Annotated in this window: 14 protein-coding genes; 6 read left to right on the top strand and 8 right to left on the bottom strand. The window is 70.5% G+C overall.

From position 1 onward, the window contains the following. Positions 1-33 precede the first annotated feature (33 nt). The 3 genes from AAEM63_RS15955 to manA form a co-directional block, all read right to left on the bottom strand. Positions 34-1488 carry a polysaccharide biosynthesis tyrosine autokinase gene (locus AAEM63_RS15955; protein WP_341359213.1) on the bottom strand — a complete coding sequence of 485 codons (1455 nt, stop codon included), beginning with the start codon at positions 1486-1488 and terminating at the stop codon, positions 34-36. 59 nt (positions 1489-1547) lie between these two features. Further along, positions 1548-3368, bottom strand: a complete 1821-nt coding sequence (locus AAEM63_RS15950) for a nucleoside-diphosphate sugar epimerase/dehydratase (protein WP_341359212.1) — start codon at positions 3366-3368, stop codon at positions 1548-1550. Between the two features lie 286 nt (positions 3369-3654). Beyond that, on the bottom strand, positions 3655-4866 hold the full coding sequence (gene manA, locus AAEM63_RS15945; protein ID WP_341359211.1) for a mannose-6-phosphate isomerase, class I: 1212 nt from the start codon (positions 4864-4866) through the stop codon (positions 3655-3657). A 388-nt stretch (positions 4867-5254) separates the two neighbouring features. Here manA and AAEM63_RS15940 point away from each other — a divergent pair, with 388 nt between their 5' ends. The 5 genes from AAEM63_RS15940 to AAEM63_RS15920 all read left to right on the top strand — a co-directional run bounded on the left by AAEM63_RS15940 (position 5255) and on the right by AAEM63_RS15920 (position 8941). Beyond that, positions 5255-5941: a class E sortase gene (locus tag AAEM63_RS15940; RefSeq protein WP_341359210.1), complete on the top strand. Its 687-nt coding sequence runs from the start codon at positions 5255-5257 to the stop codon at positions 5939-5941. Next, complete coding sequence (locus AAEM63_RS15935; protein ID WP_341359209.1) at positions 5941-6099, top strand: hypothetical protein; 159 nt, start codon at positions 5941-5943, stop codon at positions 6097-6099. The genes AAEM63_RS15940 and AAEM63_RS15935 overlap by 1 nt, the downstream gene beginning before the upstream one ends. Before the next feature lie 59 nt (positions 6100-6158). After that, complete coding sequence (locus AAEM63_RS15930) at positions 6159-6581, top strand: MarR family transcriptional regulator (protein WP_341359208.1); 423 nt, start codon at positions 6159-6161, stop codon at positions 6579-6581. Beyond that, positions 6578-7978 (top strand): MFS transporter, encoded by a 1401-nt coding sequence (locus tag AAEM63_RS15925; protein WP_341359207.1) that lies wholly within the window; start codon positions 6578-6580, stop codon positions 7976-7978. Before AAEM63_RS15930 ends, AAEM63_RS15925 begins: the two co-directional genes overlap by 4 nt. Positions 7979-8404: 426 nt before the next feature. Further along, positions 8405-8941, top strand: a complete 537-nt coding sequence (locus tag AAEM63_RS15920) for a hypothetical protein (RefSeq protein WP_341359206.1) — start codon at positions 8405-8407, stop codon at positions 8939-8941. Positions 8942-9148: 207 nt separating this feature from the next. On the opposite strand, the gene AAEM63_RS15915 is transcribed toward AAEM63_RS15920, so the two are convergent. Genes AAEM63_RS15915 through AAEM63_RS15895 form a run of 5 tightly spaced genes read right to left on the bottom strand, consistent with a single transcriptional unit; the run spans position 9149 to position 13721 of the window. Beyond that, positions 9149-10093 (bottom strand): phosphoglycerate dehydrogenase, encoded by a 945-nt coding sequence (locus AAEM63_RS15915; protein ID WP_341359205.1) that lies wholly within the window; start codon positions 10091-10093, stop codon positions 9149-9151. Next, complete coding sequence (locus tag AAEM63_RS15910; RefSeq protein WP_341359204.1) at positions 10090-10857, bottom strand: SDR family oxidoreductase; 768 nt, start codon at positions 10855-10857, stop codon at positions 10090-10092. Before AAEM63_RS15910 ends, AAEM63_RS15915 begins: the two co-directional genes overlap by 4 nt. Beyond that, positions 10854-12002, bottom strand: coding sequence for an acyl-CoA dehydrogenase family protein (locus AAEM63_RS15905; RefSeq protein WP_341359203.1), 1149 nt, complete (start codon positions 12000-12002; stop codon positions 10854-10856). Before AAEM63_RS15905 ends, AAEM63_RS15910 begins: the two co-directional genes overlap by 4 nt. A gap of 13 nt (positions 12003-12015) precedes the next feature. Further along, a complete protein-coding gene (locus AAEM63_RS15900; RefSeq protein ID WP_341359202.1) occupies positions 12016-12516 on the bottom strand; it encodes a MaoC/PaaZ C-terminal domain-containing protein in 501 nt (166 codons plus the stop codon). Continuing rightward, positions 12513-13721, bottom strand: coding sequence for a CoA transferase (locus AAEM63_RS15895; RefSeq protein WP_341359201.1), 1209 nt, complete (start codon positions 13719-13721; stop codon positions 12513-12515). Before AAEM63_RS15895 ends, AAEM63_RS15900 begins: the two co-directional genes overlap by 4 nt. A gap of 98 nt (positions 13722-13819) precedes the next feature. On the opposite strand from AAEM63_RS15895, the gene AAEM63_RS15890 reads away from it, so the two are divergent. Next, on the top strand, positions 13820-14836 hold the full coding sequence (locus AAEM63_RS15890; protein WP_341359200.1) for a LacI family DNA-binding transcriptional regulator: 1017 nt from the start codon (positions 13820-13822) through the stop codon (positions 14834-14836). The last annotated feature ends 44 nt before the right edge of the window (positions 14837-14880 follow it).

The following is a 14880-nucleotide window of genomic DNA, read 5'->3' as shown; positions in this document are numbered from 1 at the left end:
TTCGTGTCTCTACGGCTGGTGCGGCCGAAATGCCTAGGGCCGCTGGCTCTGGGTCAGCGGCTTTCCGGGCCAGGTTGCCCGCGGAGCCGCATCCTGGCGCCGGATCGCGTGGCGCGTGCCGTTCGACGGCGCGTCGTCAGTGGCGTACGAGTCGTAGGTGTAGTAATAGCGGTCCCGGCCCTTCTGCTCCACCTTGTTGAGAACAATGCCGATCACACGACCGTCGACCGTCTCGAGGTTGCCCAGGGACTCGCGGAGCTGCGCCTTCTGGATCCGGTCGGCGCCGGCCACGACGAGGGCGGCACCCGCCAGCTTCGTCAGCACGGCTGCGTCTGTGACGGGCAGCAGCGGCGGACTGTCGATGACCACCGTGTCGTAGGAGCCGGTGAGCTGATCGAGCAGGGCGGCCATGGCCCGGCTCCCGAGCAGCTCGCTGGGGTTTGGGGGAACCTGACCGGACGGCACGACGTCGAGCGTCGTGTTGCGCCACGGCGTGGCGACGTCCGCGAGCTCCGCCCGGCCGATGAGCACGGTGGTGAGGCCTACGCGGCTCTCCAGACCCATGTACTCGCCGATGGAGGGGCGGCGCAGGTCTGCGTCAACGAGGATCACACGTGCACCGGCGTCAGCGAGTGCGAGGGCGAGGTTGATCGCGGTCGTCGTCTTTCCCTCACCCGGGACTGAGGACGTGACGACGATCGACCGGGGACGGTCCGTGAGGTCGACGAACTGGAGGTTGGTGCGCAGGCGGCGGATCGCCTCCGAACGCTGACCCTGCGGATCGTCGTGGACGAAGACGGGGTACTTGTCGCCCTCGGTCTCGAAGCCGATGGTGCCGATCACCGCCGTGTCCGTCAGGGCGTTGATGTCTTTTTCATCGCGGACCTTGGTGTCGAGCATCTCCCGCAGCAGCGCCGCGCCGACGCCAAGCATGAGTCCGAGCACCAGCCCCAGGGCGAGATTTCGAGTGACGTCGGGAGAGGAAGGCTGCGACGGTGCGGTGGCCGGAGTGGTGACGGTAGCTCGAACGGCCTCGCTGCCGTCCGGGCGGTCGGGGGCGAGCCCCCCGACCGCAACGGAGAGCTCCTCCGCCACCGCGTTTGCGACGTCAGCGGCACGCTCTGGGTTTTCGTCCGTGGCGGTGATCTCGAGGATGACCGTTTCCGGCGGGACAGTGACGCTGAGGGCGGCGCGGAGCGCGTCGGTGTTGGTATCCAGGTCGAGCTCGTCGATCACCGGCCCGAGGACCAGCGGCGACTCTGCGACCTGGGCGTACGACGTCATCTGCCGCTCGGTGAACGTCGATCCCTGGGCCAGATCCGAGACGGTGTCGCCAGCCTCGACCGCGAAGAACAAACGGTTCGAGGCACTGTACGTCGGCGTCATGACGAGCGTGACAGCAGCGGTCGCCGATAGCGTTGCGAGGGCAATGAGCGCGACGCTCAGCCATCGCTTGCGAAGAATCGCGATGTACTCGTTCAGTTCCACAGCCTGTCCCCCATTTGCTTCATGCCGGAGATGAGTCTCCCATATGCGCGCTGGGCTGCTCAGTGCGTGCCGAACCGCCTGGATGTTGCGCTCTCGTACTGGTCGGGGTCGACGTCCTCGGTGGCTGCGACCCGGATGCTGTGCCAGCTCGGCCGGACACGGCGGCCAGGCAGTCGGCCCAGGGAGGTGGGGTCGAGCTCGCTCGGTGCGAGGGGCGGCACAGACACGTGGGTGATGAGGTCGTGCTCGCGACGTTCGCCCACCTCGTCGGTGCCGAAGAGCTCCTCGTGAAGCTTCTCGTTGGGCCGAAGGCCCGTGAAGACGATCTCGACGTCCTTGGCGGCGTGGGTGATGAGCCGCTTGGCGACGTCGAGAATCTTGACCGGCTCGCCCATGTCGAGCACCAGGACCTCACCGTCGTCGCCGATGGCTCCCGCCTGGATCACCAGCTCGCAGGCCTCGGGGATCGTCATGAAGTACCGGGTGATGTCCGGGTGAGTCACCGTTAGGGGGCCGCCGTCGTGGATCTGGCGCTGGAAGGTGTGCAGCATCGAGCCGCGGGAGCCGAGGACGTTGCCGAAGCGGACCGAGAGGTAGGTGCCGTCGGCGTGGAGGCCGTACCAGGAGGTGAGCTCCTCGGCGACGCGCTTGGTCCGGCCGAGGACGTTGGTGGGGTTCGCGGCCTTGTCCGTGGAGATATTCACGAACTGGCCGACGCCGTACTCGGCGGCGAGGTCGAGGACGTTCAGCGTGCCGAGGACGTTGGTCTTCCAGCCCTCGAGCGGGTACTGCTCGAGCATTGGCAGGTGCTTGAGTGCGGCGGCGTGGAAGATCACCTCGGGCTTGTGGAATTCGAAGATCTCGCGGAGCGCGTCCTTGTCACGGATGTCGGAGAGCACCATGTCCGGGGTGTCGAGCAGACCCTTGCCGTAGATCGAGAGCTGGACGGCGTGCAGGGCAGACTCGTCACGGTCGAGGAGGATGAGCTCGGACGGCCCGAACTTGTGCACCTGACGGGCTAGCTCGGAGCCGATCGACCCGCCGGCGCCGGTGATCAGCACGCGCTTACTGGTGACGTAGTCGGCGATAGCCGTCAGGTCGGTCTCGACCTGGCGGCGGCCGAGAATGTCGGTGATCTCGACCTCTCGCACGTCGGTCAGACTGACCTGCCTGCCGATCATCTCGCCCACTGGCGGCAGCAGCAGGAACTTTCGGCCAGAGCCTTCGACGAGATCCGACACCTCACTGATCAGCTCAGGACTCGCGTCCGAGATGGCCATGATCACGGTGGAGACGTCGGTCTTGCTCGCGGTCTCCAGCAGCTTTGACCGGCTCCCGAGCACCGGCACGCCGTGCAGGGTGAGGTTGCGCTTGGCCGGATCGTCGTCGATGAGACCGACTGCGCGGTAGGGCGAGTTCCCGTCCCGGTTGAGCAGACGCAGCAGCTGGTTGCCGGCGTCGCCGGCGCCGTAGACCAGGACCGGTTCCGCGTTCGGCGACACGGGGCGCGAACGAAGGCCCCACGCCCGGTAGAGCCACCGCGCGGCGCCCATGAGCATGGCGGCCACCGGCGGCACGAGAATCGCGATCCCAACCGGGAAGTCGCCGTACCCGAAGAGGTAGAAAATGAGCCCCAGGGCGCCGGCAACGAGCAGCGTCGATGCCGCGAGAGCGACCGGCTCCTCGAAGCTGCCCACGCGGTACCTGCCGCGGTAGAGCTTGAGGAGGGTGCCAACGCCGACCTGGAGGACGATCGCACTGGCCGTGTAGATGGCGAGTCTGTCCCACTGGGCATCCGAGAGGGCGAAGTCATACCTCGAGCCGACAACCAGGATGACTGCACCGATCCATGCCAGCGCGTCCCAGAGGATCATCGTCATTCGCCGAAGCGCGACTATGGATGGCATTGCGAACGTGCTCCCTCGGTACCGCGAATCCGTGCGGTTGTGCGGCCCCCCGGCCAGATCGAACCAGCCCTGATTCTAGGGGCCGCCCGCTCGTTTACGGAACCGCGGGTCAGTATTCGGTCCGAGGGATTTGCCACACATCACAAGAAGTGGGGATGCGTCCTGCCTATTTGTTCGGCAGCGCTTCGCGACCTGTTCGCACGTACTCGCGCAGGCAATATCGGGACATCACCACGAACGCGGTTCGTGCGGCGCAGAGTTACGGGACGTCCGCCTGGATGATCCGTCCGCGACCATGGCCGGTGAGTCGTCCCTCGTCGGCCCGCACGAAGATTGCCTCGCCGCGGCGTAGCGGGATGGTGCCCGAGGTCGACGAGATCTCGATCTCGCCGTCCAGGCACAGCAGGATCCGGGGTCCGCGCCCCGGCAGGGGGTGGTGCGGCTCTCCGTTCTCGTCGGCCAGATCCGTCACCGAGAGCTCGAAGTCGTCCACGGGTGCGTAGTAGACCCGAGTCGCCCCGTGGAAGATCTCCGGCGCCGGGCGGATCGGGGGAGCGGCCACATAGTCGACGCAATCGAGCAACTCGTCGACGTCGATGTGCTTCTCGGTGAGGCCCGCCCGGAGGACGTTGTCGGACGAGGCCATGATCTCCACGCCCAGCCCGTGCAGGTAGGCGTGGACCCCGCCGGCAGGGATGAACAGGGAGTCGCCGGGCTGCAGAGTGACCGGGTTGAGGAGGAGCGTGGCAACGACCCCGGGGTCGCTGGGAAAGTCCTTGGCGAGATGCACGACGGTGGAGTCAGCGCGCGGTGACGGGGAGCCACGGTCGAGGCGGGCGGCGCAGGCGGCGACCAGTTCCTGAACCTCGCCCGGCGTCGGCCGGGTGTTGGGGTCGAGCAACGACGTGAACGCCCACCGCACGCCGACAGCCGTCGGCTCGGCGTGCAGGAGGTCGCGGAGGCGGCGGGCGAGCGGGGCGTCGAGGTCGGCGAGGAGCTCGGTGGCGCGGCGCGGCGCCCGGAACCCGCACACGGCCTCGAACGTGTTGAGCGCGAAGACCATCTCGGGCTTGTGGTTGGGATCCCGGTAGTTGCGCCGGGGGTCGTCCATCGCGATCCCCGTGGCGTTCTCCTCGGCGAACTTCTCCTGGGCGCGCTCAAGGCTGGGGTGCACCTGGAGGGAGAGCGGCTTGGCTGGGGCGATGAGCTTGAGCAAATAGGGCAGCCGGGGGCCGAACCGGGAGACGACATCCTCGCCGAGGCATCCCTCGGGGTCCGCCTCGATGAGCGAGCGGAGGTCGCGCGGTGCGCTGCCGTCCTCGGCGTCGGCGAGAAGGGCCGGGGCGTCCGGGTGGGCGCCGAACCACAGCTCGGCCACCCGGCGGTCCGTGGGGGACTTGCCCAGGAGCCGCTGGATCGCCTCGAAGGACCCCCACGCGTAGTTCCGCTCGATCCCGGTCAGTCGCTGCATGGTCCCCGCCCACCTGTGTCTCCGGCATCGCGCCGACCCTCGTGGGACCGACGCGGCTGCCGTCATGCTATCGGCGCCGGATCGCCGGAGGTCGTACCTAAGGTCCTCCCCCGAATAGGGGAAGCGAAATCACGGTTCGGGCACGATGAATTCCTTTGGGACGGGCGAGGTGGAGAATTGCCTCCGCAACCTGGGAGGATACGGGCATGGCGAACAGGCGACGGTCGTACAACGAGAGAATGCGCTTCTGGCGGCGGGTGGAGTACGTGGCTCTCGGGGTGATGGTGGTTGCGACCGCGGTGCTCATCTACCTTCTCTTCGTATGACAGCAGTTGAGGCGCCGCCTCGCCGGGAGCGTCGCGCCCGTCCTGCGCGCAGGCGAGGCCCCGTGGCCGCCCTGATCGGCTTCGTCGGGGAGCTGCTGCTGACCGCCGGGCTCCTGCTGGGCCTCTTCGTCGTCTGGCAGGTGTGGTGGACCGACGTCGCGGTCAGCGACGACCAGGCCGCCGCCGTCGAGCAGATCGAGCGGAGCTTCGAGACGCCGTCTGTCGAGGCCCCTGCCGAGCCGCGTACCGACGCGCCCCCGGCCGTGGCGCCGGTCGGGGAAGGTGAGGGCTTCGCGACCCTCCACGTGCCGCGGTGGGGCGCCGACTACCGGGTGCCCATCACCCAGGGCGTGGGCATGGACGTCCTCAACACCGGCGCCGCCGGCCACTACCCCGACACCGCCATGCCGGGCGACGTCGGCAACTTCGCCCTCGCCGCCCACCGACAGAGCTACGGCGCCGCGTTCCACAACGTCGACCAGCTCGTCGAGGGCGACCCGGTGATCGTCGAGACCGCCGAGGCCTGGCTCATCTACGAGGTGCGGGAGGACTACATCGTGCTGCCGCAGCAGGTGGACGTCATCGCCCCCGTTCCGGGCGACCCCGCCGCCGAGCCCACGCAGCGGCTCCTGACCTTCACCACCTGCCACCCGCTGTGGAGCACCCGCGAGCGGTGGATCACCCACGCCGAGCTGACCGGGTGGATCCCGCGGTCCGAGGGCAAGCCGGCCGAGCTGGAGACGAGCTGATGTACGCGACCATCTGGCGGATCCTGCCCGGGCCGCGCTGGCTCAAAGCGGTCGAGGCGCTGGTCCTCGCGGCCGCCGTCGTCTACGCGTTGTTCACGTGGGGCTTCCCGTGGGCGGCGGAGACGTTCGACCTGCTCGACACGACGGTGGGGGAGTAGCCGGCCTCACGCCGTCTTGCGGTTTACTTAGCAGAGGTAATGACCTAGGCTAAGGACCGATGACTTCTCCTGCGCCCGACCTCGCCACCAACCTGCGCGTCGCCACCCTGCGACTCTCCCGCCGCCTGCGCCGCGAGCTCGTCTCCTCGTGCACCGAGTCCCAGTACGCCGTCCTGGCCGCGCTCGTCCACGTCGGGCCGCTGAGCCCGGGCGAGCTCGCCGAGCGCGAGCGTGTCCAGGCGCCGTCGATGACGCGCACCGTCGCCGCGCTCGAGGAGGCCGGGCTCGTCGCCCGCACCAAGCACCCGACGGACGGGCGCGGCGTCGTCGTGACGATCACCGACGCCGGCCGCGAGGTGGTCGCCGAGACCAAGCGGCGCCGCAACGCCTGGCTCAACCAGGCCCTCGCCGGGCTGAGCACGGACGAGCGGGACACCGTGGGCCGGGCCGCCGAGATCCTGAGGAGGATGACCGAGGGATGACGCGCACCTTCTACTCGCTGCGGTACTTCAACTACCGGCTGTGGTTCGCCGGGGCGCTCGTGGCCAACGTCGGCACCTGGATGCAGCGCGTCGCCCAGAGCTGGCTGGTGCTGACGGTCCTGACGGACAACGACGGGTTCGCCGTCGGTGTCGTCACCGGCCTGCAGTTCCTGCCGGTGCTGATCTTCAGCCCCTACGCGGGCGTGCTGGCCGACCGGCTGCCGCTGCGCAAGCTGCTCATGACCACCCAGGCCCTGCAAGGCGTCCTCGCCGGCGCCCTGGGGGCGCTCGTGCTCGCCGGCGCCGCCGAGCTGTGGCACGTCTACGTCTTCGCATTTCTCCTGGGCACCGTGACCTCGTTCGACGGACCCGCGCGGCAGACCTTCGTCTCGGAGATGGTCCCGGCCGACTCCCTGCCCAACGCCGTCGGGCTGAACTCCACCTCGTTCAACATCGCCCGGCTCATCGGGCCGGCGGTCGCCGGGTTCCTCATCGCCGCGGTGGGCACCGGGTGGGTGTTCGTCATCAACGCGGTCACCTTCGCCGCGACCATCCTGGCGCTCGGGCTCATGCGGGTGGGTGAGCTGCACGAGCTGCCGCACTCGCCCCGCGGCAAGGGCCGGGTGCGCGACGGCCTGGCGTACGTGCGCGGGCGCAGCGACATCATGGTCATCCTGTTCGTGGTCGGGATCGTGGGTTCGCTCGGCCTGAACTTCCAGCTCACCTCCGCGGTCATGGCCACCGAGGTCTTCGGCCGGGGCGCCGAGGAGTACGGCGTGCTCGGCTCGGTTCTGGCGATCGGCTCGCTCGCTGGGGCGCTGCTGGCCGCCCGCCGCAAGCGCCCGCGCGTGCGGCTGGTCATCATCGCGGCGTTCGGGTTCGGGGTGGCCTCAGGCATGCAGGCCCTCGCGCCCACGTTCGAGCTCTACGCGGCGGCGAGCGCCCTGGTGGGCCTGAGCTCACTGACGATGATGACCGCCGCCAACGCCACCGTGCAGATGTCCACCGAGCCCGCCATGCGCGGGCGTGTGATGAGCCTGTACATGATGGTCTTCATGGGCACCACGCCCATCGGCTCGCCGCTGGTGGGGTGGATCGCCGACACCTGGGGGCCGCGCTGGTCCGTGGGAGTGGGTGCGATCGCCGCGCTCGTCGTGGCGGTGATTGCGGCGCTGTGGGCGCGGAAGACGTGGGACGTGGAGGTGCACTACTCGCGTAGCGAGCACCCGCACTTCTCCATGGTCGGACCGGGGGAGCGGCACGTGCTCGAGGTCGAGCGGGACGCCGCCGTGCGCGCGGCGGCGGCGCAGGACCGGGCCGCCGAGCGGCGCGGGCGCGCCGAGGTGCGGGACGCGCTCGGGGCGACGGACGCGCAGCAGCGGAGCTCGTCGGCGTAGAGGCGACTTCGGGCCTTCCCGCCCACTGCCGATAAGTGGCCACCTCCGTCACTACTTACTTGGTCGGCGGTACCTTCCACGCTTGAGGCACGAGCAGGGGGCTGAGAGTTCAGTGCACCAGTCGGTCCGACTGTGCGAGGTCGACTGGTCTACAGCGTTGACGTGTTGAGCTACGCTCCGCGCGGAGGGATCTGGGCGCCTTGAGTGACGAGTATGGGCCAGGTCGACAGTCAACTGTCGACCTGGCCCATACTCGTTGTCCTAGATAGAGGCAGCCGCCAAATGGCTACTCCTCTTCCTCATCGAAGTAGAACATCGAGACTCCTTCTTCTCCGCGATGCCTGTGGACGCACCATACGCCACTCCGCTCCACTTCGCATGGCGATACCCACAAGTTCCGCTGCTCAAGCCCCTACAGTTGCGGACATGACCGGTTCTGACGTCCTACTCTCGCTCGGTCTGGGGTCGATGGCGAGCCTCGTTGCCTCAGTTGTCTTCCTTGGTGCCATGAAGAGAATTCGGCCGAAACTGATTATTTCTACCGAGATAGCCCGTACGCCACGAGATAGCGGGGGAAACAGTTTCCGAATCAAGGTAGTCAATATGAGCAAACGCGCCGCCGTTGACTTCCAGGCCCTGGCGTACCTAGACCACCCCAGAAAGGTGCCCGAGGGGCAGGTGCGTGTCCTGAAGCCCTTACGATTGCACTCCACGCCAGGCTCTGTTCTCCCGGGAAAGCGCAAGGGAGACACGGAGGCTCGACATGCGCGCCGGATCCGCTTCCATGACGACCTCGACACCCTTTGGGCAAACGACCAAGAAAACTCCCTCATTGTGCGCATCTACGCGCGTGATGGCACATCCGGGTATGTGAGTGAATATGAGGTTATTTTTCCTCTTCGTCGCCACATAAAGGACGGCAGTTTCGTATACGGAGATAGCCTCGAGATTGTGCCACTATAGAAGCCGCAGTCTCGACTCAAGTTCGGCAGCTTGACCAGCGCCTTAAAGTTGGTAGTTAGGTGGGTGAGGTCCGATGCCGGGATGAACTAACCTCAGCCAGTCAGGCTGGACCGGGTCCGCCCGCGAGACGCGGACTCGGCATTCCCCGACAATGGCTCACCGAGTGATTGAGTAGGTGGCAGAAAAATCCAGCTACTCGCCTGCAGATCAGCGGTCGATGACGTTACGCACGGGCCCGCCGTCGACCAGTGCCCGCAGGTTCGCGGCGACGAGCTCGTCCGCCCCCACCGGCCGGCCGCCGGCCGCGTGCGGGGTGATGACGACGTTGGGCGCGTCCCAGAGCGGTGAGTCGGCCGGGAGCGGCTCTGTGGCTGTGACGTCGAGGGCGGCGCCGGCGAGCCAGCCGCACGCGAGCGACTCGCGCAGGGCGTCCTCGTCCACGGTGCTGCCGCGCCCGACGTTGACGACGTACGCCCCGGCGGGCAGCGCGCACAGGAGCCGCGCGTCGAGGATCTTCTCGTTCTCCGGCAGACCGGGCAGGAGCAGGACGAGGATGTCCACGCCGGCGAGCACGTTCTCGACGTCATCGACGTCCGCAACCGGGTAGCCCGCCCGCGTGCCCGCGCTGCGCGCGACCCCGCGGACCTCGGCGCCGAGGGACGTGAGGACCCCGGCGAGGCGCTGGGCGATGCTGCCGAACCCCCACAGCACCACCCGGGCCCCGATGAGCGTGGTGACCGGCCGGCCGGGGTGGAGCGGCTGGCGACCGCCGAGCTCGCGGGCCCAGCGGTGCTCGTGCTGCGCCTGCGCGGCGGCGGGCAGCCGCCGCACGAGCGCGAGGACCAGGGCGAGCGCGTGCTCGGTGACCGGGGCGTCGTGCAGGCCGGCCCCGCCGCACAGGACGACGTCGTCGGCGAAGCCGGCCGAGAGGGCCGCGTCCGGCCCGGCGGCGAGGGACTGCACCCACCGCAGCCGCGGCAGGTCCGTCGCCATCTCCCGCAGGCGCGGTCGGGGGTTGCCCCAGATGACCACGCCCTCGGCATCGCGGTGCTCGATGGGCACCGGCTCGGCCGGGTCGTACGGAACGGCGACGACGCCGTCGGGCAGCTCCGGATCGAGCGGGATCGCCGTCGGCAGGAGCACCTTTGTCACGCGAGCACCCCGCCGCCGTTGGCGTGCAGGGTCTGCCCGTGCATGAGCGACGCGGCGTCGGAGGCGAGGAACACGATCGCGGCCGCCACCTCCGCGGGGTCGGCGAGGCGCCCGGCGACCAGCGGCGCGGTCCGCTCGGCGATCCACGCCATGTCCTGGTACGGCGCGGTCATGGGGGAGTCGACCGGCCCCGGCGCGATCGCGCAGACCCGCACCCGCGGGCCGAGCTCGCGGGCCAGCGAGCGGGTCAGCCCCACCACGCCGGCCTTGGCGGCCACGTAGGGGGCGTACCCGGCCGCCCCCTTGAACGCGAGCTGGGACGCGACGTTGACGATGACGCCGCCGTCGCCCTCCCACATGCGGGCGCCGGCGTGGCGGCAGCACAGGAAGACCCCGTCGAGGTCCACCGACGTCGTGCGCCGCCAGTCCGTCAGGTCCATGGTGAGGAACGGCTGGTCCTCCATGATCCCGGCGTTGTTGACCAGGACGTCCAGGGCCCCCGCCCGGTCGACGACGGCGCCGACCATCGCCTCGACGTCGCCGGGGTCGGTGACGTCGGCCTCGACGACGACGTGCCCCGCGCCCGGCAGGGCGGCGGCGAGGGCGTCGGCGCGCTCGGCGTCGCGCAGGTGGTGCACGGCCACCCGGGCGCCGGCCGTGGCGGCCGCGTGGGCCGTGGCCGAGCCGATGCCCCCGGTGGCGCCAGTGACGAGGACGACCTTCCCGGCGAGGGCGGCGCCCGTGGCCGCGCTCGAGGCGCTCACTGGTCGCGTCCCAGGAACGCGGTGAGGTCGCCGCCGGCGGCGGTGAGCCGCACCGCGCGCCGGCCGAGCATGGTCTCGTGGATCTCGGACGTGCCGTCGAAGATCTGGGTGACCTTGGCGTCGCGGTTGAGCCGGTTCACCCACGACGAGCGCACCACGCCCTCGGCGCCGTGGATCTGCACGGCCTCGTCGGTGTTGCGGCGGGCGGCCTCGGATGCGAACAGTTTGGCCATGGAGATGGCGTCCTGGTCCCCGCCGTCGCCGGCCGCGAAGGACGCCGCGGCGCGGGTGGTCAGCGCCCGGGCGGCCTGGTAGTCGGTGGCCATCCGGCCGATCTTGGCCTGGATGGCCTGGAGGTCACCCAGCGGGCGGCCGAACGCCGTGCGGCTCGCGGCCCGCTCGGTCGAGGCGACCAGTGCCCCGCGCAGGAGCCCGCAGGCGTAGGAGGCGGCGTCGATGCGGGCGAGGTTGAGCCCGTCCATCATCCCGCCGAAGCCGTCGGAGGACAGGCGCGACCACGCCGGCACCCGCACGCCGTCGAAGGCGAGGGAGCCGTTGGACATCCCCCGCAGGCCGTCGAACGCCGGGCCGGCCGCGCGGGTGACGCCGGCCGAGGCGGTGTCGACGACGAGGGCGACCATGGGGGCGTCGCGCTCGCCGGTCCCCTCCTTGGCCAGGACGATCGCGTAGGAGCAGTTCGGGGCGTACCCCACCCAGCACTTCTCCCCGGTGAGGACGTAGTCGTCGCCGTCCCGGCGGGCCACCGTGCCCATCCCGCGCACGTCGGTCCCGGCGTGCGCCTCGGTGATGGCGAACGCACCGAACACCTGCCCGGCGAGGGTCGGCTCGACCCACCTCTCGATGAGCTCGGCCGGGGCGTACTTGAGCAGCAGGTAGGTGGTGAGGTGGGCGTTGGCGATCGCCACCGCCGAGGCCATCGAGTACATCGCCAGACGCTCGGAGATCTCGTGGACGAGCGGGGCGCGGGACGGGTCGAGCCGGCCGTCGTCGCCGATGAGCACCCGCTGCAGGCCGATCTCCGCGGCGGCGCTGATGACGTCCTGCGGGAACTCGGCGGTCTCGTCGATCGTGGCGGCGCGGGGGCGGAGGACGTCGGTGACGAACGTGTCGAGCTGGTCGATCATCGGTGGAGCTCCTTCAGTAGCAGTACAGGAGGTGGGTGGCGGCCAGGCACATCTCGCCGCGCTGGTTGCGGACCTCGACCCGGGCGTGGGCCCGACGCCGCTCGGTGTCGACCTCGACCACCTCGTAGCGGCTCTCGACCGTGTCGCCGAGCAGGACCGGGTGCAGGAACCGCAGCCGGTCGTACCCGGCGGAGACGGCCACGATCCGCTCCTGCGCGCACAGCGCCGACGCCGCCGTCGAGGCGATCCCGAGCGTGAGGATCCCGTGGGCGACCCGCTCGCCGATCGGGTGGCGGGACATGTAGTCGGCGTCGACGTGCTGCGGGGCGAAGTCACCGGTGATCCCGGCGAAGAGGACGACGTCGGCCTCGGTGACGGTCTTGCGGAACGCGGCGGTGGCCCCGAGCGCCGGCAGGCGCCCGGGCTGCGGGGTGCCGGTCACCGGGGGCTCAGGCTGCCCGCTCGCCGGGGCCTCGCGCTGCCCGCTCACCGCGGTCTCGGGCTGCTCGCTCACCGCGCCACCCCCGCCACGACGCGCTCGGCCCGCAGCCGGGCCACCTCCTCGGGGGTGCGGTCCAGACCGGTGAGGATCTCGTCCGTGTGCTCGCCCAGCAGCGGGGCGGCGGCGCGCACGGGCAGCCGGGCGCCGTCGAGGGAGAGCGGGTTGAGCACCTGGAGGATCTCGCCGGCCTCGGGGTGGGCGACCCGGACGTGCCGGTCCTCCCAGCCGACCACCGGGTCGCGGCGCATGGCGGCGAGGTCGTTGACCGGCGCGCACCAGATGCCCTGGCTCTCGAACAGGTCGAGGAGCTCGGCGGTGGTGCGCTCGGCGAGGACGGCAGCGACGGCGACGTCGAGGTCGTCGCGGCGGGCGGCGGCGTCCTCCGCCGTCGGGAAGGCCTCGGCGAGTGCCGGCCGGCCGAGCGCCCGGGCCAGCTCGGGCACCGGGCAGATGGACAGGGCGAGGTGGCCGTCGGCGGTGCGGTAGACCCCGTACGGGCCCTCCATGTAGGGGCTCGAGGGGACGGGCCCGCGGCGGGCTCCCGGGGCGAGGTCGTCGGCGACGATCTCCTGGGTCATCTGGTGCAGCATCGCCCCGACGAGGTCGACCTCCACCAGGCGGCCGCGGCCGGTGCGCGAGCGCTCGTGGAGGGCGGCCAGGGCGCCGAGGGCGAGCATGGAGGCACTGTGGACGTCGGCGATGAACTGCCCTGCCGGGGCGGGCGGGGAGTCCGCCGTGCCGGCGAGCCACATCCCGCCCGAGCGGGCCTGGGCCAGGAGGTCCTGCCCGGGCCGCGCGCCCGCCCGAGGGCCGTAGCCCGACGCCGAGCAGTACACCAGCGCCGGGTTGAACCGGTGCACGTCCTCCCAGCCGAGGCCGAGGCGCTCCATCGTGCCGGGACGGAAGTTCTGGATGAGGACGTCCGCCTGGGCCACGAGGTCGAGCGCGACGTCGAGGCCCTCGGGACGCTTGAGGTCCAGGGCGATGGAGCGCTTGTTGCGGTTCATCGCCAGGAACATCGCGCTGTGCCCGCCGGCGGTGACGGCGCCGGAGGCGCGGCCGCGCTCGCCGCCGTGGACGTGCTCGATCTTGACGACGTCGGCGCCGAGGTCCGCGAGCATCTCCGCGGCCCACGGGCCCTGCATGAGGTGCGCGAGGTCGAGGACCTTCACGCCCGCGAGGGGCAGGCGGTCCTGCTCGAGGAAGGTGGGTGGCATCGGGGCTCCTGCCGCGTCGTCGCGTGGTGGTCCGGTCCGTACGACCTTGGTAGATCGATCTAACGGAGTGTAGCATCGAGCGGTCGGAAGGAGCAGCAATGGGGCGGGTCACGCTCAACGACGTCTCCGTGCGCGCCGGGGTCTCCCGGGCGACCGCCTCGCTCGTGGTGCGCGGCAGCGGGCGGATCTCCGCCGCGACCAGCGCCCGGGTGCGCGAGGCGATGGAGGAGCTCGGCTACGTCTACGACCGCCGGGCCGCCGGCCTGCGCGGCACCCGGTCGATGACCCTGGGCATCATCGTCACCGAGATCCGCAACCCCTTCGTCTCCGAGCTGGTCATGGCGCTCGAGTCCGACCTCCACGACGGCGGCTACACCGTCCTCGTGGGGCACAGCCACGACGAGGCCACCCGTGAGGCCGAGCTGCTGGCCACGATGGTGGAGCGGCACGTGGACGGCATCCTCCTCCACCCCGCCCAGGACTCCGACCCCGCAAAGGTAGATCGCTATACCGCACGGTCGGAGACCCCGCTGGTGCTCGTCATGCGCCACTTCGGCGACGACCACCACTACGTGGGGCCGGACAACGTCGCCGCGGGCGCCGCCCTGGGGCGTCACCTGCGGGAGATCGGGGTGCGTTCGGTGCAGCTGGTGGGCGGGCCCGCCCACTCCTCCGCCCGCCTCGAGCGCATCGATGGGCTGCGGCGCGGGCTCGGTGAGGGGGTCGAGCTCGACGCGGGGGAGCGCACCGCCACCGCGACGAACTACTCCGACGCCGGCGAGTGGGCCATGGCGCAGGTGTTCGACCACGGCCGGCTCGCCGACGCCGTCGTCGGGTTCTCCGACGTCGTCACCATGGGCATGTACGCCGAGATGTACCGGCGCGGGCTCGTGCCGGGCAAGGACGTGGCCGTGGCCAGCTTCGACGACATCGTCATGTCCGGCTGGCTCACCCCGTCGCTGACCTCGGTGGCCACCCGCCCGGTGGCCGTGGGGGCGCAGGCGGCGGCGCTGCTCATGGAGCAGATCGGTGCGCCCGGGCCGGCGCAGGTGCGCCTCGTCGAGCCGGAGCTGCGGCTGCGCGCGTCGACGCTGTCCTGGCGCCCGCGCCGCTGACGGGTCCCGCCTGGAGCAACGAAGCCCCGCCGCCGTCGTTCGGC

The organism is Georgenia sp. M64 (genome assembly GCF_038049925.1).
Lineage (GTDB): Bacteria > Actinomycetota > Actinomycetes > Actinomycetales > Actinomycetaceae > Georgenia.
The sequence above is the reverse complement of the archived record's forward strand: the minus strand, read 5'-3'. Positions and strand labels throughout refer to the sequence as shown.

Excerpts from the sequence above, each read along its gene's own strand:
- AAEM63_RS15950 (WP_341359212.1), bottom strand. The coding sequence starts at position 3,368 with ATGACGATGATCCTCTGGGACGCGCTGGCATGGATCGGTGCAGTCATC.
- manA (WP_341359211.1), bottom strand. The coding sequence starts at position 4,866 with ATGCAGCGACTGACCGGGATCGAGCGGAACTACGCGTGGGGGTCCTTC.
- AAEM63_RS15935 (WP_341359209.1), top strand. The coding sequence starts at position 5,941 with ATGTACGCGACCATCTGGCGGATCCTGCCCGGGCCGCGCTGGCTCAAA.
- AAEM63_RS15930 (WP_341359208.1), top strand. The coding sequence starts at position 6,159 with ATGACTTCTCCTGCGCCCGACCTCGCCACCAACCTGCGCGTCGCCACC.
- AAEM63_RS15925 (WP_341359207.1), top strand. The coding sequence starts at position 6,578 with ATGACGCGCACCTTCTACTCGCTGCGGTACTTCAACTACCGGCTGTGG.
- AAEM63_RS15920 (WP_341359206.1), top strand. The coding sequence starts at position 8,405 with ATGACCGGTTCTGACGTCCTACTCTCGCTCGGTCTGGGGTCGATGGCG.
- AAEM63_RS15905 (WP_341359203.1), bottom strand. The coding sequence starts at position 12,002 with ATGATCGACCAGCTCGACACGTTCGTCACCGACGTCCTCCGCCCCCGC.
- AAEM63_RS15895 (WP_341359201.1), bottom strand. The coding sequence starts at position 13,721 with ATGCCACCCACCTTCCTCGAGCAGGACCGCCTGCCCCTCGCGGGCGTG.
- AAEM63_RS15890 (WP_341359200.1), top strand. The coding sequence starts at position 13,820 with ATGGGGCGGGTCACGCTCAACGACGTCTCCGTGCGCGCCGGGGTCTCC.